Genomic DNA, 22814 nt, shown 5'->3' with positions numbered 1-22814 from the left:
AAAGCCCGGGTGCGAACCCGGGCTTCCGTTGTCATGCCGAACGCGACTGACGCTTGCGCTCGTGCGGGTCCAGATGGGTCTTGCGGATGCGCACGACCTTCGGCGTCACTTCGACCAGTTCGTCCTCGTCGATATAGGCGATGGCCTGTTCCAGCGTCATGCGGACCGGCGTCGTCAGCCGCACCGCTTCGTCCGTGCCCGAGGCGCGGACGTTGGTCAGCTTCTTGCCCTTCAGTGGGTTCACTTCCAGATCGTTCTCGCGCGAGTGCTCGCCGATGATCATGCCTTCGTAAACCGCTTCCTGCGCGCCGATGAACAGGTGGCCACGCTCTTCAAGGTTCCACAGCGCATAGGCGACCGAGGTGCCGTTCTCCATCGAGATCAGCACGCCCTGACGGCGGCCTTCGATGGCGCCCTTGTGCGGGGTCCAGTCGTGGAAAACGCGGTTCAGAACGCCGGTGCCGCGCGTGTCGGTCATGAACTGGCCCTGATAGCCGATCAGACCGCGCGAGGGGACATGCGCGATGATCCGCGTCTTGCCGGCCCCTGCGGGCTTCATCTCGACCAGATCGCCCTTGCGCGGGCCGGTCAGCTTTTCGATCACGACGCCGGTATATTCGTCATCCACGTCGATGGTGACTTCCTCGATTGGCTCCATGCGCTGGCCGTTCTCCTCGCGGAAGATCACGCGGGGGCGCGAGATCGACAGCTCGAACCCTTCGCGGCGCATGTTCTCGATCAGAACGCCCATCTGCAATTCGCCGCGGCCCGCGACGTCGAAGGCTTCGCCGCCGGGGGTGTCGGTGATCTTGATCGCGACGTTGACCTCGGCCTCTTTCATCAGGCGGTCACGGATGACGCGCGACTGGACCTTGTTGCCGTCCTTGCCGGCCAGCGGCGAATCGTTGATCCCGAAGGTGACCGAGATGGTCGGCGGATCGATCGGCTGCGCGGGCAGCGCGGTTTCGATGGACAGATCGCACAGCGTGTCGGCGACCGTCGCCTTGGTCATGCCGGCCAGCGTGACGATGTCGCCTGCCTCGCCCACGTCGATGGGGTTCTGCGACAGGCCGCGGAAGGCCAGCACTTTCGACACACGGAACTGTTCGATCCGGTCGCCGTCGCGCGACAGCGCCTTGAGCGTGTCGCCCGCCTTGACCGTGCCGGATTCGACGCGGCCCGTCAGGATGCGACCGATGAACGGGTCGGCGGAAAGGGTCGTTGCCAGCATCTGGAACGGCTCTGCCTTACGCTCCAGCTGTTTCGGGGCGGGGACGTGCTTCAGCACCAGTTCATACAGGGCCGAGAGGTCCTTGCGCGGGCCGTCCAGCTCGTTGTCTGCCCAGCCCGAACGGCCCGAGGCATACATCGCGGGGAAGTCGAGCTGTTCGTCCGTTGCGCCCAGCGAGGCGAACAGGTCGAACACTTCGTCCAGCGCGCGGTCGGGTTCGGCGTCCGGCTTGTCCACCTTGTTCAGCACGACGATCGGGCGCAGGCCCAGCGCCAGCGCCTTGGAGGTCACGAATTTCGTCTGCGGCATCGGGCCTTCGGCGGCGTCCACCAGCAGCACCACGCCGTCCACCATGTTCAGGATCCGCTCCACCTCGCCGCCGAAGTCGGCGTGGCCGGGGGTATCGACGATGTTGATGCGTGCGCCGTCCCATTCAAGCGACGTGCACTTGGCAAGAATGGTGATCCCGCGTTCACGTTCGATGTCGTTGCTGTCCATCGCCCGCTCGGCGACCGCCTGGTTGTCGCGGAACGCACCCGACTGTTTCAGAAGCTCGTCCACCAGCGTGGTCTTGCCATGGTCGACGTGCGCGATGATCGCGATGTTGCGGAGTTCCATCCGGGGCCCTTTGTCTGCTGCGCTGCCGCGATACAACGCATGGGGACAAAACGCCAGCCTCTATTGCGGCAGATACCAGTCGCGCCTGTGGTTGATGGCGATCACGAGGTTCAGAACCACCGCGCCGACCAGCGACCAGAAGACCAGCCCCCAAGGCAGCACCGCCAGCGCGACGGCGAACAGGCACAGATCCCAGCCAAGCTGCACCCAGCCCGCGCGGATGCCCAAAAGGTCCTGAAGGATGACGGCGACGATGGAAATGCCCCCGAGGCTCGCACCATGGCGGAACAGTCCCAGAAGCCCGACGCCCGAGGCGATGCCGAACAGGATTGCGGCGGCGGCAGGGGTGGTGCCGTCCAGCGGCACTTGGGCGGGCAAAGCCTCGGCCAGCGCCGAGACGGCAGAGACGCTGAGGAAGCCCTTGATGGTGAAAACCGCACCGCGTCTTTTCCATGCAAAGACATAGAAGGGCAGGTTTACGCAAAAGAAGACCCAGCCGAATGCCCATCCCGTGGAATAGGCAATCAGCAGGGCCAATCCCGCGGTGCCGCCCGTCACAAGACCGGCGGCCCGCAGCAGGTGGATGCCCAAGGCGCAAAGGATCGTGCTGATCACCAGCCCCTGCGCATCCTCGATCCGCGTGTATTTCGGAGTTCCGGTCATCCCGCGGGCCGTCCGATAGCCGTTTCGTCTTGCCCGCGCATCCGATCATCCCCGCTCGATCCGCGCGTTGTAGCGGGAACGCGCGCCTTGGGGAAGTCAGCCGATGCCGATGAACGACAGGATGGCGACGACGATGACCACAAGGCCGACGAGGTAGATGATGCTGTTCATGTCTCTCTCCTTGACGGGTCGCGTTTGTCGCGACCTTTCGGAGGGTTAACGGGCGTCAGGGCGCTTCGGTTCCGTCATGCTTCGCGCCGCCAGAGGCCGGGATAGTTGCGCACGAAACCGTCGGCGCCGAATTCCAGCAAACCCATGAAATCATGCGCGGGGGAACGGTATTCGTAATGCAGCAGTCCCGTGCGGCGATAGATCTGAGGAAGCTCGACCAGCGCCGGCGCGCCTATGTCGAACCATGCGACCGAAAAACGAGCGGTGCGATTCACGCGCGGCGCCTCGGTCCGCAATTGCAGCGTATTGGTCGCAGGGGTGAAGCCGAGGTCGAGGTGTTTCAGATGTCCGAGCCCCATCGGCCGCCCGTCCAGCCGCCAGCCGTTGTCGCAGCGCCGGATGTCATGGGCGAAACGGCGGCCGTCGCGGCATCCTTCGATCCGGGCGGCGCGAGTCGTGCCCTCGCCGTCGGCCATGATCTGATAGCTGACCGTCAGGGCCGAGCCGCCAGTTTGCAGAATGCCCTCCAGCCGAAGCCCGCCGTCCTCGTCAGACAGCAACGCGGCGTCATGGCCGGGCACGTCCAGTCTTTTCCATAGCGCTGTCGCCATCGGTCCCTCCTGAAGGTTGAAGGTATGGCGTGTGCGTATCGTTTCCATGAAGAAGCCCCGGCAGTGCCGGGGCTTTCATGTCTTAGCCAGCAAGGGCCTTGTTCAGGTATTCGTCCACCTTTTCCAGATAGCCCATCGTGGTCAGCCATTTCTGGTCCGGACCCACCAGCAGGGCGAGGTCTTTGGTCATGTGGCCGTCTTCGACCGTCTGCACCGTGACCCGCTCCAGAGTGGCGGCAAAGTTGGCCAGCGCCTCGTTGCCGTCCAGCTTGGCGCGGTGACGCAGGCCGCCCGTCCAAGCATAGATCGACGCGATGGAGTTGGTCGAGGTTTCCTTGCCCTTCTGGTGCTGGCGATAGTGGCGCGTGACGGTGCCGTGCGCGGCCTCCGCTTCCACGACCTGCCCATCGGGCGTCATCAGCACCGAGGTCATCAGACCCAGCGAGCCGAAGCCCTGTGCCACGGTGTCCGATTGCACGTCGCCGTCATAGTTCTTGCAGGCCCAGACATAGCCGCCCGACCATTTCAGCGCCGATGCGACCATGTCGTCGATCAGGCGGTGTTCATAGGTGATGCCGGCAGCCTTGAACTTGTCGGCGAACTCCTCGTCGAAGACCTTCTGGAACAGGTCCTTGAAGCGGCCGTCATAGGCCTTGAGGATGGTGTTCTTGGTCGAAAGATAGACCGGCCAGCCCTTGACCAGACCATAGTTCATCGATGCGCGGGCGAAGTCGATGATCGACTGGTCGAGGTTGTACATCGCCATCGTGACGCCGGAACCCGGAGCCTGGAAGACCTCTTTCTCGATCACTTCGCCGTCGTCGCCGACGAACTTGATCGACAGCTTGCCCGCGCCGGGGAAACGGAAGTCGGTCGCGCGGTACTGGTCGCCGAATGCGTGGCGGCCCACGACGATCGGCTGGGTCCAGCCCGGAACCAGACGCGGCACGTTCTTGCAGATGATCGGCTCGCGGAAGATCACGCCGCCAAGGATGTTGCGGATCGTCCCGTTCGGGGACCGCCACATCTGTTTCAGGCCAAACTCCTCGACGCGCTGTTCGTCGGGGGTGATGGTCGCGCATTTCACGCCTACGCCGTATTGCTTGATGGCGTTGGCAGCGTCGACGGTGATCTGGTCGTCCGTCCGGTCACGTTCCTCGATGCCCAGATCGTAGTATTTCAGGTCGACGTCGAGGTAGGGCAGGATCAGCTTTTTCTTGATGAAATCCCAGATGATCCGGGTCATCTCATCGCCGTCAAGCTCGACGACGGGGTTGGCTACCTTGATCTTCGACATGGGGGCCTCTGTGTTGGTTTCGCTTGGCGCGGTGATAGCGGAATTCCGGAGGGCGCGAAAGGTCGTATGCTGTCGTATACCGAAATTAGGCGGGATCTTCCTCTGTTTCGCCGAAATACAATTCGAATGTGAAGGACTTGCCGGAGGCCCGCATCGCCGCGATCTTGTCGTCCAGCAGCGCGCGCATCCGGACTGGCTCCATCGGGATATCCCAATCCTCCTCGCCGTCGAGCCCCATGATGGCGAAGTCCAGCGTGCCCTTGCCGTCGGCGACGACTTCCATCGTATGAACCCATTCGTCCAAGGGCGCCAACCGGGCGGCAAGATGTTGCAGATCGTCCAGCGAGGCGACGCGGACGGGCGCGTCCTCAAGCAGCGCGGAGAGCGCGTCATCGGAAATCGAAGGGGTATAATCGGGCATCAGATCGTCTCGAAGAAAGAGGCCGCGCGGGTCCGCACCCAGTCCCACAGGGCGGGTGCGCCGCGTGCGACCTTGTGTCCCACGCGGGATTGAAGCTGTTCGGCGGTCACGTTGTAGGTGGCCCATGTGCCGCCACCGCAGGCGATGTTCTGCATCACCGGCTGCACGCGGTCCAGGGATTTGGCGAAGATGGCGTCGGGGGTCTCGGCGGCCTCGAATTCTTCCCACAGGGCGCGGAAGTCCTGCGCCTGATCGGGCGGAAGCAGGCCGAAAATGCGATCGGCGGCGGCGGCTTCGGCGGCCATCTGCGCCTCGGACGCATGGGCGGTGCCGTTTGCCGAATGGATCGGCACGTCGCCGGTGTCGATCTCGACCAGATCGTGCAGGATCAGCATTCGCACGACGCGGGCGATGTCCACGCCCGGCGCGGCCTGATCGGCCAGCACCATCGCATACAGCGCCAGGTGCCAGCTATGCTCGCCCGAGTTTTCCTGCCGCGAGCCGTCGCAGAGGGTCGTTGCCCGCAGCACCGACTTCAGCCGGTCCGCCTCGTTCAGAAAGGCGAATTGCTGCGCGAGCCGGTCCATCAGCGGGTGGCTTCGCCCAGACGGCGTTTCACATATCCGCTGACGGTGTCGATCATCGGGGTCATGTGGGCTTCCTCGTCCTTGAAGAAGTGATCCGCGCCCTCCACGATTTCGTGGGTGATGGTGATGCCCTTCTGCTCGTGCAGCTTGTTCACAAGGCTGACCGTGTCCTTGGGCTGGGCCACGCGGTCGGCCGATCCGTTGATGATCAGACCCGAGGACGGGCAGGGCGCGAGGAACGAGAAGTCATACATATTCGCAGGCGGCGAGACCGACACGAAGCCCGTGATCTCGGGGCGGCGCATCAGAAGCTGCATGCCGATCCATGCGCCGAAGCTGAAGCCCGCGACCCAGCAATGTTTCGCGTTCTGGTTCATGGATTGCAGGTAATCCAGCGCCGATGCCGCGTCGGACAGCTCGCCGATGCCCTGATCGTATTCACCCTGCGACCGGCCCACACCGCGGAAGTTGAACCGCAGCACCGTGAAGCCCAGCTTGTAGAAGGCGTAATGCAGGTTGTAGACGACCTTGTTGTTCATCGACCCGCCGAACTGCGGATGCGGATGCAGCACGATGGCGATCGGCGCGTCACGCTCTTTTTGCGGGTGGTAGCGGCCTTCCAGCCGACCCTCGGGACCGGCGAAAATGACTTCGGGCATAGATGCGCCTTTTTCTGTCCGGGGAAACTTGACTGTTTCCCTCGGATAACTTAGAACCATTCCAAAAGGGTTGACAGGGTCTCCCCGATGGGCTGGAAGTGAGTTAAGCGGCCCTGCGGCTGACGTCAATGTTATTGGGGCAAAGGCATGAAACTCTCGACCAAGGGTAGATACGCGATGGTGGCGCTGGCCGACCTCGCGCTGGTGAAGGGCGAGGGGCTGACGTCCTTGGCCGAAGTGTCCAAACGTCAGGACATCTCATTGCCTTATCTGGAGCAGCTTTTCGTCAAGCTGCGCCGCGCGGGGCTCGTCGAGGCGGTCCGGGGGCCGGGCGGCGGATACCGGCTGGCGAAAAGCCCCGACGCGATCCGCGTGTCCGAGATCATGGAAGCGGTCGAGGAACATGTGAACGCCATGCATACCGGCGCGGGCGCATCGGGCGGGATTTCCGGCAGCCGCGCGCAGTCGATGACCAACCGTCTGTGGGAGGGGTTGTCGGCGCATGTCTATGTCTTCCTGCACCAGACGCGGCTGTCGGATGTGGTGAAGAACGCAATGGCCCCGTGCCCGGCGGTTCCGGCGCTGTTCCGGGTGGTGGACGAGGAGTGATGGAGCGCATCTATCTCGACTGGAACGCGACGACCCCGCTGCGCCCCGAGGCGCGGGCGGCGATGATCGGCGCGATGGATCTGGTCGGGAACCCCTCGTCGGTCCATGCCGAAGGCAGGGCCGCGAAGGCGCTGGTGGAGCGCGCGCGGGCGCAGGTGGCGGCGGCCCTGGGGGCGGAGGGTGCGGACATCGTGTTCGTTTCCGGGGCGACCGAGGCTGCGGCGCTGGCTTGTGCGGGGCGCGGGCTGGTCTGTTCGGATGTGGAGCATGAGGCGGTTTCGGCGTGGTGTGATGTGGCGTTGCCTGCGCCGGATGGCCGCGTGGCGGTGGCCGATCCCGCGATGACGACGCTGCAACTGGCCAATTCCGAAACCGGAATCGTGCAGGATTTGCCCGAGGGGCTGGCCGTGTCGGACGTGACGCAGGCTTTTGGCAAGATACCCTTCGCGTTCAACTGGCTGGGCTGCGACATGGCGCTGGTTTCGGCGCACAAGCTGGGCGGGCCCAAGGGCATCGGCGCGCTTGTGATTCGGCGCGGGCTGGATGTTGCTGCGCAGCTCAAGGGCGGCGGGCAGGAGATGGGTCGCCGCGCGGGGACCGAGAACATCATCGGCATCGCAGGTTTCGGCGCAGCGGCGGAAGCGGCGGCGCGCGATCTGGCGGGCGGGGTCTGGGACGGCGTCGCGAAAGTTAGAGACGTTCTAGAATCGGCATTGTCGGATGGCGGCGAAGGCATTATCTCGGTGGGCAAGGGTATGGCCCGACTGCCGAACACGCTTTGCATGATCGCGCCCGGCTGGAAGGGCGAGACGCAGGTGATGCAGATGGATCTTGCGGGTTTCGCCGTTTCGGCAGGGTCGGCCTGTTCCAGCGGCAAGGTGCGCGCCAGCAAGGTCTTGCGCGCGATGGGATATGACGAAGGTCTGGCGGCATCGGCGCTTCGCGTCTCGCTTGGCCCCGATGTGACTGAGGATCAGGCGCTGCGGTTTGCGGAAGCCTGGACGAAGGCAAGGGACCGCCATCGGTCCCGCGCCGCGTGAAGGAGAGAATGATGGCTCTGGAAGAAACGCTGGAAGTGCGCGAGGGCGTCGATCGCGAGACGATCGAGACCGTGCAGGCCATGGCCGGCAAATACAAATACGGCTGGGAAACCGAGATCGAGATGGAATACGCCCCCAAGGGCGTGTCCGAGGAGATCGTCCAACTGATTTCCGCCAAGAACGACGAGCCGGAATGGATGCTGGAATGGCGTCTGGCCGCCTATCGCCGCTGGGTCGAGATGACCGAGCCGAAATGGGCGATGCTGGACTATCCCGAGATCGACTATCAGGACATCTATTACTACGCCAAACCGAAAAGCATGGATGTGAAGCCGAAGTCGCTGGACGAGGTGGACCCCAAGCTGCTGGCGACCTATGCCAAGCTGGGCATCCCGCTGAAGGAACAGGCGATTCTGGCCGGTGTCGAGGGTGCCGAGGAGAAGAAGGTCGCGGTCGACGCGGTGTTCGACTCGGTTTCCGTGGGCACGACGTTCAAGGCGGAACTGGCCAAGGCGGGCGTGATCTTCTGCTCGATCTCAGAAGCCGTGCGCGAGCATCCGGAACTGGTGAAGAAATACATCGGCTCGGTCGTGCCGCAGTCGGACAACTTCTTTGCGACGCTGAACTCGGCGGTCTTCTCGGACGGGTCCTTCGTCTATATCCCCGAGGGTGTGCGCTGCCCGATGGAGCTGTCGACCTATTTCCGCATCAACGCGGAGAACACGGGCCAGTTCGAGCGGACGCTGATCGTGGCCGAGAAGGGCTCGTATGTCAGCTATCTGGAAGGCTGCACGGCGCCCAAGCGCGACACCAACCAACTGCACGCCGCCGTGGTCGAGATCGTGGTGCTGGAGGATGCCGAGGTGAAATACTCGACCGTCCAGAACTGGTATCCGGGCGACGAGAACGGGGTGGGCGGCATCTACAACTTCGTGACCAAGCGCGCCGATTGCCGGGGCGACCGGTCCAAGGTGATGTGGACGCAGGTGGAAACCGGGTCGGCGATCACGTGGAAATATCCGTCCTGCATCCTGCGCGGCAATGAATCGCAGGGCGAGTTCTATTCCATCGCCATCGCCAACAATGCCCAGCAGGCCGATACCGGGACCAAGATGATCCATCTTGGCAAGAACACCCGCTCGCGCATTGTTTCTAAAGGGATTTCGGCGGGCCGCGCACAGAACACCTATCGCGGGCAGGTGTCGATGCACCCGCGTGCGACGAACTCGCGCAACTATACCCAGTGCGACAGCCTTCTGATCGGCGATCAATGCGGCGCCCACACGGTCCCGTATATCGAGGTGAAGAACAACTCCTCCCGCGTCGAACACGAGGCGACGACGTCCAAGGTGGATGACGATCAGCTGTTCTATTGCCGTTCGCGCGGGATGGACGAGGAAGAAGCCGTCGCGCTGGTCGTGAACGGGTTCTGCAAGGAAGTGCTTCAGGCGCTGCCGATGGAATTCGCGATGGAAGCGCAGGCGCTGGTCGCGATCAGCCTTGAGGGGTCGGTCGGATGATCGTCACCACCACCTCGAACATCGAGGGGAGCCGCATCACCGCCTATCACGGGTTGGTGGTGGGCGAGGCGATCATGGGCGCGAATTTCGTCCGCGATTTCTTCGCCTCGATCACCGACAAGATCGGTGGTCGCTCGGGGGCCTATGAGGCCAAATTGCAGGACGCGCGCGATGCTGCGATGCGCGACCTTGAAACACGCGCCGGAAAACTCGGCGCGAACGCCGTTGTCGGCGTCGATCTCGACTATGAAGTGGTCGGGGAATCCATGCTCATGGTGTCGATCTCCGGCACCGCCGTTACAGTTGCCTGAGGAAGATCATGCTCGAAATCAAGAACCTGCACGTCAAACTTGAGGAAGAGGACAAGGTCATCCTCCGCGGCGTGGACCTGAAGGTCGAAGCCGGCAAGGTCCATGCGATCATGGGACCGAACGGGTCGGGGAAGTCGACCCTGTCCTATGTCCTGTCGGGCCGCGACGGGTATGAGGTCACCGATGGTTCCGCCACGCTGGATGGCGAGGAACTGCTGGAGATGGAGGCCGAGGAGCGTGCTGCCGCCGGTCTGTTCCTTGCATTCCAATACCCGGTGGAGATTCCGGGCGTCGGCAACATGACCTTCCTGCGCACCGCGCTGAACGCCCAGCGCAAGGCGCGTGGCGAGGATGAGGTGTCGGCCGGCGACTTCCTGAAGCTGGTGCGCGAGAAGGCCGCAAGCCTGAAGATCGACGCCGACATGATGAAGCGCCCGGTGAACGTCGGCTTCTCGGGTGGTGAGAAGAAACGGAACGAGATCCTCCAGATGGCCGTGCTGCAGCCGCGCATGTGCATTCTGGACGAGACGGATTCGGGACTGGACGTCGACGCGATGAAGCTGGTGTCGGAAGGCGTGAACGCGCTGCGCGACGAGGGGCGGGCGTTTCTAGTCATCACCCACTATCAACGGCTGCTGGACCATATCAAACCGGACGTCGTGCATATCATGGCGAACGGCCGCATCGTGCAGACCGGCGGGCCGGAACTGGCGCTTGAGGTCGAGAAGAACGGCTATGCCGACATTCTGGCCGGGGTGCAGTGATGGCATTGCCGCAGGCGAAACTGGACCAGTTGTCGGCCCGGATCGCGGGGCTGCATTTCCCGTCGACCGGCTGGCAGGGCAAGGTGCGCGGCGAGGCGTTGGAGCGCCTGACCGCCATGGGGCTGCCGGGCAAGCGCGATGAGTACTGGCGCTATACGGACCCCACCGCGCTGACCGCGCCCGAGGCGAAAGCCGTCGAGGGGCGGGGCGAGGTCGCGTTCGACAGCATCGATGCGGTGAAGCTGGTTTTCGTCGATGGTCTGTTCGATGCGGAAGCCTCGGACGATCCGTCGCTGGCAGGGGTGGAGATCATCCGTCTGGCCGAAGCCGTGACCGACATCCATTGGGCGGGCGATCTGTATGGTCAGCTTGAGGCGGCCGGGCAGAAGCCGGTTCAGCGTCCGCTGGCCGCGATCGGTTCGGCTTTTGCCACCGATGGCGTGCTGATCCGTGTGACGGGTGCGGCAGAGCGCCCGGTCGCCTTGGTTTATCGTTCGGAAACCGATGCTTCCGACGTGATCTTGCATCATGTCGTGAGGTTGGATGAGGGCGCTGAAATCACGCTGCTGGAAAGCGGCGATGCGGCGGCGCGGCTTCTGACGGTGATGGAGGTCGATGTCGCCAAGGGCGCGCGGTTCCACCATGTCCGTTCGCAGGGGCGCACGCCGGATCGGCTCGTCGCCACGCATATTTTTGCGCGGATCGCCGAAGGGGCGCTGTTCAAATCGTTCACCGTTGCGGCAAATGGCGTGCTGACACGGAACGAAGCGGTTCTGGATATCGTCGGCGATGATTCCGTTGCCCATGTGGCTGGAGTCGCGGTCGGTGACGGGCGGGACTTCCTTCATGACGATACCGTCTTCATCACCCACGGGGCCGAGCGGTGCGAAAGCCGTCAGGTGTTCAAGAAGGTGCTGAAGAACGGCGCGACCGGTGTTTTCCAAGGCAAGATCTTGGTGAAGCCGGGCGCGCAGAAGACCGATGGTTACCAGATCAGCCAGTCGCTTCTGCTGGACGGCGACAGCCAGTTCCTGGCCAAGCCCGAGCTGGAGATCTATGCCGACGACGTGAAATGCTCGCACGGTTCCACCTCGGGCGCGATCGACGATACGGCGCTGTTCTACCTCCGCTCGCGCGGTGTGCCCGAGAAGGCGGCGCAGTCGCTGCTGGTTCTGGCCTTCCTTGCCGAGGCGCTGGCCGAGATCGAGGACGAGGCGATTGCCGAGGACCTGCGCGCGCGCCTTGAAGGCTGGCTGGACCGGCACGACGGCTGATGCCGGTCGCGTCGGACATCCTGTCCAGCTATCTGCGCCCTCGCGCGGTGATCCGGCGCAAGCTGGAGCCGCGCGAGGATCGGGCGCTCGCCACGCTCATGGGCGCGGCGGGGCTGATCTTCGTCTCCGGATGGCCGCAGGCGGCGCGGATGGCGCATCTTGATCCGTCCGTGCCGCTCGATGCGCGGCTTGGCGGTTCGCTCATGGCGGTCCTGTTCCTGCTGCCGCTGTTTTGCTATGTTCTGGCGGCACTGTCGCATCTGGTGGCGAAGGTTCTGGGCGGCAAGGGCAGTTTCTTCGGCGCCCGGATGGCGCTGTTTCAGGCGCTGCTTGCGATTGCCCCACTGATGCTGCTTCAGGGGCTGGTCGCGGGATTTATCGGCCCCGGCCCGCAACTTACCGCCGCGAGCCTGTTGACGGGGGGCGCATTCCTCTGGATATGGCTGAACATGCTGATCGAGGTTGAGACGTGAAACTGACCCTGTCCAATGTCCTGTCGCTTGTTGGTCTGACGTTGCGCGATCCGCGCGAGGGGCTGCGGGCGGTGTTGTCGCAGCCGCTTGGCCTGTCCGAGCGTTGGCTCGTCTTTGCACTGTCGATCATCCTGCCAACCCTGCTGATCGCGGCTGGCACCATTCTGATCCCGATGCCGGACGGGGCGCTGTTCCCGTTCCCGCCGGTCACGCTGGCGATTCTGCAGGGCGTCGCGATGGGCGTGATGGTGGTGTTGACCTATCTCGTCGGGCGTTGGCGCGGGGGGCGGGGCAGCTTTGCCGACTGCCTGCTGACGGTCTCGTGGCTCCAGATCGTGATGGTTGCGATGCAGGCGGCACTGTTGCTGGTCGAGCTGGCCTTGCCGCCACTGGCCGCGATCCTGAGCATCGTCGCGACGCTGCTGATGTTCTGGCTGCTGACGAATTTCGTGGTCGAGGTTCACGGCTTCACATCCTTGCCGATGACCTTCCTTGGCATCATGGGGGCGATGTTCGTGGCCGCCTTCCTGTTCGCGCTGATCCTTGCGCCCTTCCTGGGGGTCCAGAATGTATGACGTCGAAAAGATCCGTGGCGATTTTCCGATCCTGTCGCGGCAGGTGAACGGCAAGCCGCTGGTTTATCTGGACAATGGCGCGTCTGCGCAGAAGCCGCGCGTCGTCATCGACGCGATGACCGAGGCTTATGCCAACGAATACGCCAACGTGCATCGCGGGCTGCATTTCCTGTCCAACCTTGCGACCGACAAATACGAGGCAGTGCGCGGCAAGATCGCCCGCTTCATCAATGCCCGGTCCGAGGATGAGATCGTCTTCACTACCGGCACCACCGAGGGGATCAACCTGATCTCCTATGGCTGGGCCGCGCCGCGTTTGCAGGCGGGGGACGAGATCGTGCTGACCATCATGGAGCATCACGCCAATATCGTGCCGTGGCATTTCCTGCGCGAACGGCAGGGGGTGGTGATCAAATGGGTCGAATGCGACGCGAATGGCGACATCGACCCGCAGGCGGTGATCGACGCGATCGGGCCGAAGACGAAGCTGGTCGCGATCACCCAGATGTCGAACGTGACCGGCACGGTGCTGGACGTGGCGCCGATCTGCGCCGCAGCGCGCGAGCGGGGGGTGGCCACGCTGGTCGACGGATCGCAGGCGGCCGTGCATATGCCGGTGGACGTGCAGGCGATGGGCTGCGATTTCTATGCCATCACCGGGCACAAACTTTACGGTCCCTCGGGGTCGGGCGGCATCTTCATCCGGCGCGAGCGGATGGAGGAGATGCGCCCCTTCCTTGGCGGCGGTGACATGATCCACGAGGTGTTCCGCGACACTGTCACCTATGCCAAGCCCCCGATGCGGTTCGAGGCGGGAACGCCGGGAATCGTGCAGCAGATTGGGCTGGGTGTCGCGCTGGACTATCTGTCGGGCCTTGGGATGGCGAATATCGCGGCGCATGAACGGCAGCTGCGCGATGTGGCGCGGGACCGGCTGGCGGGCCTGAACTGGCTGAATGTGCAGGGAAATTCGGCGGGGAAGGGGGCGATCTTCTCGTTTACCCTTCAGGGTGCGGCGCATCCGCACGACATCTCCACGGTTCTGGATCAGCGGGGGATCGCGGTGCGGGCAGGAACCCATTGTGCCATGCCGCTTTTGCAGCACATGGGCGTTTCGGCCACCTGCCGCGCCAGCTTCGGGCTTTACAATACCGAGGCCGAAATCGACGCGCTCGTCTCTGCGCTGGAGCTTTGCCACGAACTTTTCGGCTGAGGCTTGCGCTGCCGGATTCCCCCGGCTATAGACGCGCTTAGGCACCCATAGCTCAGCTGGATAGAGCGTTGCCCTCCGAAGGCAAAGGTCGCACGTTCGAATCGTGCTGGGTGCGCCATCTTATCAATCACTTAGGCTGGCAAGATGGTTAAGTGCGGCCTGTAGCGCACAGGAAGCCGCACAAGTTACCTTCGATCCATGGCCTTTCTTGCCGACTCTTGGAACGCGGGATGGTGGTGCCCATAGGTGCTTTCGATGGTTTCCACCGATGCGCCGAAGAAGCCCGCCGCGTCCCAGATCGCCGCACCGCGCTGCATAGCCCATGTGATCGCCGTGTGGCGCAGGGTGTGCGGCGTCACGTCCGTCAGCCCTGATTCTTCCGCCAGCGCGGCCCATCCAGTCTTGATGTCGCCGCACCGGGCGCCCTGATACTCGACCGGGAACCGTGCCCCCATCCGCTCCCACCGCGAGACATGCGCCATCAGGCGATTGGGCAGGCGGGCAGGTGGCTGCCGCTTCTTCGATGCTCGTTCGCTGTTGCTGCGCCGATAGAGCAGGCCGCTGGACGTGTCGATCCAGCCGCCCACGGTGTTCGCGCTGAAGTGAAGCCTCAGGATCGCGTCCTTGCGGGTGCCGGTGTAGAGGCCGATCAAGATGAACCGCGCCAGATGCTTGGCCCGCCGCGACCGATAGGCGGTCCAGAGCAGCTTGGCCGCCTCGTCACGGGTCAGCCAGCGATCCTTGGCCGCAGGCTTCTCGGGCAAGGTCACAGGCGGAGCGCTGAGGATGTATCCCTCGGCATGGCAGTAGCCGATCGCGGCGCGCAGCGTGCCCAATTCCCGACGAATCGTCGCGTCGCCAATCGGTCGCGTCTTGCCCTTTGGCATTCCCTTGCTCGTGACGCGGCTCTTTCCATACCGGCGGCACGTCTCCGCGCGCACCGTTGATACCGTCAGCTTTCCCCAGAAGGGCAGCAGGGCGTCGATGGCAGACAGGATGCGGACCGGGTCTTTCGTCGTCACCGCGTGCTCGGCAGCGTAGAGTGTCAGGACTTCGCTGATCAGGACCGCAGATGCGTCACGCGGGCCGACGGCTGGCCCATCCCGCCGCGCGATGTATTCCGCAAGCCGTCTTTCAGCCGCTGCACGGTCTGCTGTGCCTGTTGCAGTTTCTGGTCGGCCACTGTCTCGGATGACCCACTTGCCGCGGGCTTCGTGCCAGTAGAGACGGGGGCCTTTGGCGCGCACTGGCATGCTTCTATCAACTCCGGCAATCTTGACTGTTCGATCCTGATAGCCCGCCCCATGCGGACAAGGAATCCATGCTTTTCGGCGGCGGAGCGAAGGGATGCTTTCGGCACCCCGATCTGCTGGGCCGCTACCTCGATCTTCAGCAGGCTCATCGCTTCTTCCTCGTTCGATACAGGCCCATCGCGGCTCCGCCGATAAGCGCCCCGCCCAGCAGCCACCCCGCAGCGGGCAGGGGCACGGGCGTGGGGTGTTCCGGCGGCAGTTCAGATCCACCACCACCACCGATAGGCCGCTCTGGCACGCTCACCAGCCCCCGGCGCGGGTCCGGCGTATACGCGCCATAGGTGGGCCGCTCGCCGAACCACCACCCGGGCGCGCGTTCCGCCAGGGTCATCACCGGCGGCGGGCACATGAGGCCCTGCACCTGCTCGAAGGGTGTAGGCGTGCCATCCGCGCGGGCATCACATGCCCAGAGGCCGATCCCGAAGCCGACAGCGGTTGCGCCGATAAGCGCGAAGGGCAGGTGGCGGTCAGTCATGGCTGCGGCCCTCGCTCTGCACGGGGCTGCGGATGTTCGCCTGCTCGGTGAGGGCGGCGCGGGCATTGATGAAATTCCGCAATGAGCGCCTTCCGCTGCTACCCAAGGCATCATATGCTGCACCATACATCTCACGGAGATGGGAAACGGCAACTGATCCGAGATTGTCTCCAAACCCTCCTTCTTCGCTATTCAATCTCTCCAGCTTGGCGCGGAGGTCGGCGTAGTCCTCGATGCCAACCCATGTGAAGCCGTCAGCGTCGGTCATGGTCATTACTTCGTCCTTGATCCGCGCCACCAGCGTATCCGTGTGCTTTGCCCCGGGCGTGTCCACCAGCCCCGGCGCTTGGTCTTTGGGCGGGGTCATTTTTCATCCTCTTGTTTCTCGTTCCAAGGCATAGCAATTGGCATCCAAGCACCTGCATCCTCGGGCGCGATGGCGCTGTCACCAACCCCGTCATTGACAACCCATGCCGGGCCGCAGTCGCGATCCTTCCATCCGTGCCAGGGTTCAAAATATGCGCTAACTGGCGTTCGAGTGGCACGATCCCATATCAAGACCGGAGGGCCCCATGGCTTGCCGTATGGGTTCAGGGGTGCTGTATCCATAGACTGCCAATCACTACTCCGCATCACCGCTCCCCCTTCTCGGCCACCGACCCACGGGCGAGGGCGGCTTGTGCGTCTTCCCACAATTCATTCCGAAGCGCGGTGATCTGGACGCAGATATCGTTGACGCTCTGGCCTTCGCCATCCGTCCGTCCTGCGGTTGCGTGGCTAACGATCATGCGCAGCTTGCTCTTCAACGCCTCCACCTCGGGGGTGGGCTGCGGGGCGGCAGGTTGGGAAAAGGCGGCGCTATAAGGGTTGTCCTGCGCTGCGCCGCCCGCCGCTCGATACTGGTGTCCTGCATACCAAGCGGCGGCCAGCGCCGTGTTGTCCGTGGGCGCGGCAGATTTCAGAACCGCTAGCCCGCCGTCAAGCATCCGCGTTTGATAGTCCGTGGGCGCGGCAGAGGGGTGGCCACTAAGGCAAGCGCACGATGATGCGCCAGCATCGTGGCAGAACTGGCACAAATCACCTTCGCCCACAGGCTGCGCGGGCGGGGCGTCGAGGATGGCGCGCAATTCTCCCAACGTGCAAAGGGCTATGGTGTCGTCGGGCTTGTCAGCGTTTCCGTCTAGCAGATCACGAACGCGCTGCTGGTCGCGCTTGGTGCGGGTGTCGTCAGTCATGCGCGTTCTCCCATGAAGAAATCCCAGAGGCGGTCGAACCAATCCCGGCGGGGCGCGAAGCTGCTGCGGAACAGGGCGGGGTTGCCCAACGCATACTCGGGGCGCGGGACAGTGCGATCGGTGATGCGGTCGTCCAGAATCATGCCGTCGTCGGCGGGGATGACCCGGCCATCGGCGATAGCGGCTTCCACGGCCTTCGCATCGGTGCGGCGGCGTGCTTCTGCTGCGGCGAGGGCAAGCGGGGTGGCGGTGAGGTCGGTCATGCGAAAAGATCCATCTGCTCAGCCTCGATCACGAGTGCCGGAGGTTGCCAAATCCAAGGGGCCGAGGCCGTGGGCAGCTGCGAGAGTGCGAAACGCATATCCTGCTGCCAAAGGATGAACCCCGTTCCCGAGCAAGCGCAAAGCGCGTGACCGCTCGGCCAAGCCTGTAGCCATTCTACGAAGAGCGGGTTCAAGCGCCTCTTGCGCCACCAGCCCCGCTTGAGCCATTGCCGCAACTTGACTGGTGAAACGCGCGAGGTCACCAAGCGAAGCAGCTGGCGCGAGATATGGCGCGACGGCGAGGGTATCCATCCACCCTGCCATGTCGGCAGGTCCGGGCGGGTGAACCCATGGGCGACCGCATTCGGCAGCTGATCCATGTGCAGCCGCCCCGTCCCGTTCTCCAGGTGATCCGGGCTGTTCTCGCCCTTGTAATCCCGAGCCGCTGGCGTCGGCCATTTCTCCATTGCTACGGATGCTGCCGCCCCCAGACCAAGACCGAACCCGTTGCCGTTGTTCGCGCTCTCCTTGGCTTTCTCCCTCGCCGCCGTCAGATCCGCCTCTGACCATCCATCCCGCGTTTGCATCGGGGTTGGTGTCGGCCAGAGTATCGCCTGACCCGATAGCTTCGGCTCTCCGCGGCTGTTCCACTTTCCGCGCTCCCGATCCACCATGTCGTCCGCAACTGGCGTCTGCCAGGCCTCCGACTCTCGACCCAAGCAACGGTTGCCCGCTTTCGCGCTCGCCACTTGCCCAGGTCCGCGTGGGCTCACATCGTGCGCAAGCGCGGTGGGCCACGATGAAGACCCGCTCCCGCTCGTGCGGCGCGCCTGTTTCAGCCGCCGTGAAGAGGCCAGCCGCAACCGCGAAGCCCATGCCGTGAAGCTCTCGCAGCACGGTTTCAAGGCCGAGGCTGACATGACCGGATACGTTTTCGAGGAAGACCCACCGAAGGCCGGGGGCAAGCTCTCGGATGATCCGGGCAACGTCGGGCCACAAGTGCCGCTCGTCGTCGGCACCCTTCTCGAATTCATCCTCGGGGTCGATGAACCACGGTCCCGGCGTGTGCTGTGCCATCGCCTCAGCTCCGCGCTTCGGTGGACAGGACCGGCGACCAGACGCCATCAGCATCGCGGACGCACTCGATCGGCATGGCGGGCATCTCTGCCAGCGTCACGCGAGCCAGCGACGGGAAGCGATACTGGATCAGCGCGTGGTTCGCGAGGATCACGCCGGGGATCGGCGCGCCGTCAGGGGTGGCAAGGAAAGCGGGAATGGTCATTCGGTGGCTCCATCTCGGTCAGTGCAGGCTCATGTGTCGCTGCTGATGTGATGAAGGTATCCACCAATAGTGGACTATCCAAGCACTAATCCACACAAGGTGGATATTTTTATCGTGATACCATATCTTGCCCATGCCATCGCCGCGCCACCGGTGCGAAAAAGTCCCGCCTGTGCTATGCTGACCGGGATCAAGTTTTCACGCTGAGGGGCGCGACATCCTGATCTTCATAATCGTCATCGCCCTGTGGACATCGTTCATCGCGGGGCTTTCGCAGCTCCTGTGCGGTGCCGCGTGGCGGCGCGTTCTGGCGGCAAAGCTGTTCGGCCTCGCCGCCGGGGCGATCTTCGCGATGCTCGCGGCCCAGCCCCTAATGGAGATTATGGGAATGAACCTCTTGCCCGCGCGTTAGTTGGAATGCGGGGCAGTAGGATTGCCATGTGGAAGGTGCCACTCGACATGATCGACGACGCGGGCAGGATCGTGAGGATCGATGACCTGCAAGGCGCTGGCCGCGAGATCCAGCGATGCTGGAGGTCCATGCCGAAGGCTGAACGTGCCGCTGCATACCGGGCGATGGTGGTCGAGGCGAACGGCGGGAGGCAGGGCGCGGCGCGAGATGCAGTCCGGGCCGCGCTGATCGCGAGCGGTATGCGCGATGCGTGAAAAAGCCCGCCGATAAGGGCGGGCTGGTAATCTAAATTCCGTTTAAGGCATCGCGGACTAATTCAGCAACCGCAGTCTTATCGTCGTCACCGGCGCAATTTTTGGTCCAAGATGATGCGAGAGTCTGCCAAAGCAAATCACCGCTTACGGTCAAGCGATCGGCAGCATATCTAACCCAATCATGATGATTAGCCAGATGCATTGCTTGATTTAACGTATCGACGGTTTCTGCGTGGCCACGCTCTAAACGAGTTGCCACGTCAGGCCAACCGTGCGCCGAAAGGGCCTCGAAAACAACACGTTCGGGGGCGTCACCTCCTGGCAAAATGCTACACCCAAGAGCCGGTAACTGGTCCCCGTCCAAGAATACAACAGATGGTCTCGGAAATCTGTTTTGGTGAGCCATTTGCCCCAGAGCCACACCGACCGATGCTGCGCCAAACGCGATAATCCTTGATCGGGTGAGCAGAGACCGATCTTGACTGGCTAGGATTTCTCCCAGCAAAGAGGAAGCTCTTGGATCCTCTACATAGAGGTCGCATTCCGGATAGATTTCATCATCCATCCGAGTCATCGCAAACTCGGGGCTAACGCCAGTAACTACGGTTTTCCCTTCAACTCCGTCCATCAAATATATACGCGCTTCCGGTGGGAGTTCGTCTAGAACATAGGGGGAATGCGTGGTCAGTACGATCTGAAGTTCGTTCAATGCAGCAATTTTAGCGAGATCTCTGATCAGCCGTCTTTGCGCCCTCGGGTGTAGGGACGTCTCGACTTCATCTATCAGTATTATGCCGTACTTTGGATAATCGACAGCTAATAGTTCTGCAGCGGCAATCTCACCCGCGCCTTGGTGAAAACCCGAGTACCTAACGCCGTCTGTTTGAAGTACCGGGATAGGCTTGTCATCGCCAGCATTAGTCACGGAAATGCCAGCGGCAGTATACTTCTTGCCGACGATCTGTGTAAGGCGCGCTAGCTTCCCCTCGTCGAAATCAGTTGAAATACCTTCCGCAACCCCAGCCTTTAGAAGTTTCGCGTATCCTGTTCTTGCACTTACCGGCGGGATACGTCTCAGGTCGACATACTGAACGTTGCGTTCCGGACGCTCGGGATTGCCGCGCCAACGGTTAGTTGGCTTGCGAACTGTTTTAGTCTGAGAGTTCGGCCCCTGCCGAACGGAATAGCGAATAGTAGCCGAGGTTATTTTCTCGAAGGGGGTGTCGGGAAAGAAGTCGGAAGCGAATCTATCCTTTTGCGGTGATTTATAGGCTGCCGCAGCCGCCTGAAGCAGCGTGCTCTTTCCTGACCCGTTTTCTCCAACGATCGCGACGATTGGAAAATTGAAATCTACCCGTTGTCCGCTCCATCCCCTGACGCCCTCGATCTCGATCCATTCTAGCCGCTTCGGCCATCCCGCACCGGTTCCCCACTAATTTTTCAGGCGCCTCATGTCCTGTGATAGCATAATTATCCCTCAAAGCCTTCCAATGGAGGCTAGCGCCGGTGATGCCCGGCAGTCAACCGATATCAGCGCCGGGCAGATGAGGCTGCATTTGAGGATTGGAGGCGCGCGCTATATTTCCAAGTGACTACCTCGTTACAGCGCTCCGCGTTGGCCATCTTACCACCCCCGGCTTTTGATTTCCTCGTAGCGGCGAGCGATCTCCTGCTTCCTCGCGCGCTGGCGTGCCGCTTCTAGGCGCGCTGTCTTGGCGTCTCGTTTGGCCGTCTCAGCCTCAATGAATTCGTCGGCCGCCTGAGACGCCTTGCGGGCATCTTGGGCCGGCCCTCCCCAGACCTCTCCCCAGCTAAATTTAAACTGCGACATACCCACGGTTGACCGAATCCGGCCTTCCCGGATAACGTGAACATAACGTGAACATAACGGGAACATTTGAACGGAGTGCATTGTGACGACCGCCGACATCGACGAGGGAAGTGAGGTCAACCAACGGCTCGACCGGATGATCGAGGTGGCTGACCTTCTGGACGTCCCTCTCGATCATGTGGTTCGCCATATGGGCTGGTGCTCTCAGACGGAGTTCTTGATGCTGTCGGCCAGCCCGTCACGCCTTCCGCGATACACGAAATCCATCGTCAGGCCGTAGGTGTCGCATAGGCGGTCAACCGCTTCGACCGGGATGCGGCGGACGCCCTTTTCCCAGTTGTTATACTGGGTCGGGTTGAAGCCATGCTTCTCTGCCCATGCCTTCTGGCTCAGGTCGGATAGCCCGGTCCTGATGCGCGCGAGGCGCTGGCCGATCTCGGTGAATTCGGGTTCTTGCATAGCCATGCGGCTATAATTCACAAATCGTGGAGAAGTCCGCAAACCACCGATTGTGGCGCTTGAATACTCCACCATATGTGGATATGCTGCAGCCATGATTAAGCACCCGACTTTGCAGCAGCCATTGGCCGGAAGAAACTAGCGGACGCGTTTGATGTGGGCGCGACCGCTGTAAGCAATTTCGAGAAGCGGGGTTGGTTCCCGTCATCTTGGCTCCTTGTGTGTCAAGAACTCGCTTCCGAGAAGGGCATCGAATGCCCTCCCGAACTGTTCAAAATGCGGGTTCGCACTTCACCAACTGTGGATAAAGCCGTGTCCGCACAAGGTGCTGGCCGCAAAAATACGACGAGGGTGGCATGAAGGTAGCTACCGCCTCGAATAACCCTCACTTGCCCATCATGCGAGACTTCGCCGCCAAAGGCTTCAGTCAAGCTGATGTGGCAAGGGAGGTCGGAATAAGCCGCGAGCGTGTTCGGCAGCTGGCGGCGATCCATAAGATCACCTTCAAAAAAGGACATGCCCGACCGAGGGCTGGCCGAGTTCTACGGCGACGTCTTGCCCGATACGCCGGACGAGAACCCCAAACGTAAGGCCTCCACCGAGGTCAGCAAGGATCTGGCCTACTACCCCACACCCGAGGCCGTCGTGGCAACGGCGCTGGAGCGCGCAGAACTGCGTCCCGGCATGAAGGTGCTGGAGCCATCCTGCGGTTGTGGTCGGTTCATGGATGCCATCCACAAGTCAGGTGCTGAGGTATTTGGTGTCGAGGTCGATCGAGCCCGTGCTGTCGAGTGCCGCGCCAAAGGGCACGATGTGCTGGTCGCCAACTTTCTTCGGGTGCAGCCGCGCCCCGTCTACGACGTCGTGGTGATGAACCCTCCCTTCGTTGGCCGCCATTATCTCAAGCACGTCGAGCATGCCCGCCGGTTCCTTAAGCCCGGTGGCCGCCTGATCGCCGTGTTGCCCAGCACTGCCCGCTACGACTATGGGGCACTGCCCGAGGGCCGCGACCGCTGGAGCGATCTGCCGGTGGGCAGCTTCGCCGAGAGCGGCACCAATGTGAACACAAGCATCTATCGCGAATGGGCGCCGCGCGCTCAGGAGGCCGCAGCATGAACGCCATGACCCCCATCCTCCCCGAGGACGTCATCCGTGAGCGCATGATCGCCATGGCCCGCCGCGACCGCGCCGCGATTGCCAAGCGCCAGATCGCCCCGGTTGAGGTCCAGCCCGTCAAGATCGCCGTGAAGGCC

28 protein-coding genes, 1 tRNA gene and 1 pseudogene are annotated in these 22814 nt (G+C 62.8%); 12 read left to right on the top strand and 18 right to left on the bottom strand.

All coding sequences use genetic code 11. From position 1 onward, the window contains the following. Window positions 1-31: 31 nt before the first annotated feature. From typA to E2K76_RS00110, 7 genes are all read right to left on the bottom strand, one after another. The gene (gene typA / locus E2K76_RS00140) at window positions 32-1849 is read right to left on the bottom strand and encodes a translational GTPase TypA (protein WP_136682068.1); all 1818 of its coding nucleotides are present in this window, start codon (window positions 1847-1849) and stop codon (window positions 32-34) included. A 60-nt stretch (window positions 1850-1909) separates the two neighbouring features. Next, window positions 1910-2512: a YitT family protein gene (locus E2K76_RS00135; RefSeq protein WP_136682066.1), complete on the bottom strand. Its 603-nt coding sequence runs from the start codon at window positions 2510-2512 to the stop codon at window positions 1910-1912. A 245-nt stretch (window positions 2513-2757) separates the two neighbouring features. Continuing rightward, a complete protein-coding gene (locus E2K76_RS00130) occupies window positions 2758-3294 on the bottom strand; it encodes a putative glycolipid-binding domain-containing protein (protein ID WP_169053162.1) in 537 nt (178 codons plus the stop codon). An 82-nt stretch (window positions 3295-3376) separates the two neighbouring features. Next, the gene (locus E2K76_RS00125; RefSeq protein WP_136682060.1) at window positions 3377-4591 is read right to left on the bottom strand and encodes an NADP-dependent isocitrate dehydrogenase; all 1215 of its coding nucleotides are present in this window, start codon (window positions 4589-4591) and stop codon (window positions 3377-3379) included. An 85-nt stretch (window positions 4592-4676) separates the two neighbouring features. Further along, on the bottom strand, window positions 4677-5012 hold the full coding sequence (locus E2K76_RS00120; protein WP_136682057.1) for a hypothetical protein: 336 nt from the start codon (window positions 5010-5012) through the stop codon (window positions 4677-4679). After that, a complete protein-coding gene (locus E2K76_RS00115; protein ID WP_136682053.1) occupies window positions 5012-5602 on the bottom strand; it encodes an HD domain-containing protein in 591 nt (196 codons plus the stop codon). The genes E2K76_RS00120 and E2K76_RS00115 overlap by 1 nt, the downstream gene beginning before the upstream one ends. After that, a complete protein-coding gene (locus E2K76_RS00110) occupies window positions 5599-6258 on the bottom strand; it encodes an alpha/beta hydrolase (protein WP_136682050.1) in 660 nt (219 codons plus the stop codon). The genes E2K76_RS00115 and E2K76_RS00110 overlap by 4 nt, the downstream gene beginning before the upstream one ends. A 147-nt stretch (window positions 6259-6405) precedes the next feature. On the opposite strand from E2K76_RS00110, the gene E2K76_RS00105 reads away from it, so the two are divergent. The 10 genes from E2K76_RS00105 (at window position 6406) to E2K76_RS00060 (ending at window position 14155) form a co-directional block, all read left to right on the top strand. Beyond that, on the top strand, window positions 6406-6867 hold the full coding sequence (locus E2K76_RS00105) for a Fe-S cluster assembly transcriptional regulator IscR (protein ID WP_136682048.1): 462 nt from the start codon (window positions 6406-6408) through the stop codon (window positions 6865-6867). Next, window positions 6864-7907, top strand: coding sequence for a cysteine desulfurase family protein (locus E2K76_RS00100; protein WP_136682044.1), 1044 nt, complete (start codon window positions 6864-6866; stop codon window positions 7905-7907). Before E2K76_RS00105 ends, E2K76_RS00100 begins: the two co-directional genes overlap by 4 nt. 8 nt (window positions 7908-7915) lie before the next feature. Then, complete coding sequence (gene sufB, locus E2K76_RS00095; protein ID WP_136682041.1) at window positions 7916-9427, top strand: Fe-S cluster assembly protein SufB; 1512 nt, start codon at window positions 7916-7918, stop codon at window positions 9425-9427. Continuing rightward, window positions 9424-9738, top strand: a complete 315-nt coding sequence (locus tag E2K76_RS00090; protein WP_136682037.1) for a heavy metal-binding domain-containing protein — start codon at window positions 9424-9426, stop codon at window positions 9736-9738. The genes sufB and E2K76_RS00090 overlap by 4 nt, the downstream gene beginning before the upstream one ends. Window positions 9739-9746: 8 nt before the next feature. Then, a complete protein-coding gene (sufC, locus tag E2K76_RS00085) occupies window positions 9747-10502 on the top strand; it encodes a Fe-S cluster assembly ATPase SufC (protein WP_136682034.1) in 756 nt (251 codons plus the stop codon). Then, a complete protein-coding gene (locus E2K76_RS00080; RefSeq protein WP_136682031.1) occupies window positions 10502-11776 on the top strand; it encodes a SufB/SufD family protein in 1275 nt (424 codons plus the stop codon). The genes sufC and E2K76_RS00080 overlap by 1 nt, the downstream gene beginning before the upstream one ends. Then, on the top strand, window positions 11776-12249 hold the full coding sequence (locus E2K76_RS00075) for a YIP1 family protein (RefSeq protein WP_136682029.1): 474 nt from the start codon (window positions 11776-11778) through the stop codon (window positions 12247-12249). Before E2K76_RS00080 ends, E2K76_RS00075 begins: the two co-directional genes overlap by 1 nt. Continuing rightward, complete coding sequence (locus E2K76_RS00070; RefSeq protein WP_136682027.1) at window positions 12246-12824, top strand: YIP1 family protein; 579 nt, start codon at window positions 12246-12248, stop codon at window positions 12822-12824. Before E2K76_RS00075 ends, E2K76_RS00070 begins: the two co-directional genes overlap by 4 nt. Further along, window positions 12817-14037: a cysteine desulfurase gene (locus E2K76_RS00065; RefSeq protein ID WP_136682025.1), complete on the top strand. Its 1221-nt coding sequence runs from the start codon at window positions 12817-12819 to the stop codon at window positions 14035-14037. Before E2K76_RS00070 ends, E2K76_RS00065 begins: the two co-directional genes overlap by 8 nt. Before the next feature lie 41 nt (window positions 14038-14078). Further along, window positions 14079-14155: transfer RNA gene (locus E2K76_RS00060), tRNA-Arg, on the top strand. A 67-nt stretch (window positions 14156-14222) separates the two neighbouring features. Here the strand turns inward: E2K76_RS00060 and E2K76_RS00055 are convergent. The 8 genes from E2K76_RS00055 to E2K76_RS00025 all read right to left on the bottom strand — a co-directional run bounded on the left by E2K76_RS00055 (window position 14223) and on the right by E2K76_RS00025 (window position 18605). Further along, entirely contained in the window at window positions 14223-15059 is an 837-nt protein-coding gene (locus tag E2K76_RS00055; protein ID WP_246032840.1) for a site-specific integrase, read from the bottom strand. Between the two features lie 38 nt (window positions 15060-15097). After that, a complete protein-coding gene (locus E2K76_RS20715; RefSeq protein WP_246032839.1) occupies window positions 15098-15439 on the bottom strand; it encodes a hypothetical protein in 342 nt (113 codons plus the stop codon). Beyond that, entirely contained in the window at window positions 15436-15825 is a 390-nt protein-coding gene (locus tag E2K76_RS00050; protein WP_136682019.1) for a hypothetical protein, read from the bottom strand. The genes E2K76_RS20715 and E2K76_RS00050 overlap by 4 nt, the downstream gene beginning before the upstream one ends. Next, window positions 15818-16192: a hypothetical protein gene (locus tag E2K76_RS00045; RefSeq protein ID WP_136682016.1), complete on the bottom strand. Its 375-nt coding sequence runs from the start codon at window positions 16190-16192 to the stop codon at window positions 15818-15820. The genes E2K76_RS00050 and E2K76_RS00045 overlap by 8 nt, the downstream gene beginning before the upstream one ends. Before the next feature lie 265 nt (window positions 16193-16457). Further along, window positions 16458-17060, bottom strand: a complete 603-nt coding sequence (locus E2K76_RS00040; RefSeq protein WP_136682013.1) for a hypothetical protein — start codon at window positions 17058-17060, stop codon at window positions 16458-16460. Beyond that, on the bottom strand, window positions 17057-17323 hold the full coding sequence (locus E2K76_RS00035) for a hypothetical protein (protein ID WP_136682010.1): 267 nt from the start codon (window positions 17321-17323) through the stop codon (window positions 17057-17059). Before E2K76_RS00035 ends, E2K76_RS00040 begins: the two co-directional genes overlap by 4 nt. A gap of 18 nt (window positions 17324-17341) precedes the next feature. Then, window positions 17342-18400, bottom strand: a complete 1059-nt coding sequence (locus E2K76_RS20710) for a DNA cytosine methyltransferase (RefSeq protein ID WP_246032838.1) — start codon at window positions 18398-18400, stop codon at window positions 17342-17344. Between the two features lie 4 nt (window positions 18401-18404). Beyond that, window positions 18405-18605 carry a hypothetical protein gene (locus tag E2K76_RS00025; RefSeq protein WP_136682007.1) on the bottom strand — a complete coding sequence of 67 codons (201 nt, stop codon included), beginning with the start codon at window positions 18603-18605 and terminating at the stop codon, window positions 18405-18407. A gap of 459 nt (window positions 18606-19064) precedes the next feature. Here E2K76_RS00025 and E2K76_RS00020 point away from each other — a divergent pair, with 459 nt between their 5' ends. Beyond that, the gene (locus tag E2K76_RS00020; RefSeq protein ID WP_136682003.1) at window positions 19065-19271 is read left to right on the top strand and encodes a hypothetical protein; all 207 of its coding nucleotides are present in this window, start codon (window positions 19065-19067) and stop codon (window positions 19269-19271) included. A gap of 31 nt (window positions 19272-19302) precedes the next feature. On the opposite strand, the gene E2K76_RS00015 is transcribed toward E2K76_RS00020, so the two are convergent. From E2K76_RS00015 to E2K76_RS00010, 3 genes and pseudogenes are all read right to left on the bottom strand, one after another. Further along, on the bottom strand, window positions 19303-20196 hold the full coding sequence (locus E2K76_RS00015; protein WP_169053160.1) for an ATP-dependent nuclease: 894 nt from the start codon (window positions 20194-20196) through the stop codon (window positions 19303-19305). Between the two features lie 357 nt (window positions 20197-20553). Further along, window positions 20554-20658: pseudogene (locus E2K76_RS21095) on the bottom strand (ATP-binding protein); the annotation flags it as partial. Between the two features lie 648 nt (window positions 20659-21306). After that, complete coding sequence (locus E2K76_RS00010; protein WP_220432145.1) at window positions 21307-21567, bottom strand: helix-turn-helix domain-containing protein; 261 nt, start codon at window positions 21565-21567, stop codon at window positions 21307-21309. A 510-nt stretch (window positions 21568-22077) separates the two neighbouring features. On the opposite strand from E2K76_RS00010, the gene E2K76_RS00005 reads away from it, so the two are divergent. Beyond that, window positions 22078-22677 carry a DUF6094 domain-containing protein gene (locus E2K76_RS00005; RefSeq protein ID WP_136681995.1) on the top strand — a complete coding sequence of 200 codons (600 nt, stop codon included), beginning with the start codon at window positions 22078-22080 and terminating at the stop codon, window positions 22675-22677. Window positions 22678-22814 lie beyond the last annotated feature (137 nt).

Origin of the sequence: Falsirhodobacter xinxiangensis (genome assembly GCF_004959935.1) — a bacterium.
GTDB classification, from domain to species: Bacteria; Pseudomonadota; Alphaproteobacteria; order Rhodobacterales; family Rhodobacteraceae; genus Falsirhodobacter; species Falsirhodobacter xinxiangensis.
Note: the sequence above shows the minus strand (reverse complement) of the source record. Positions and strands in the feature narration are given on the sequence as shown.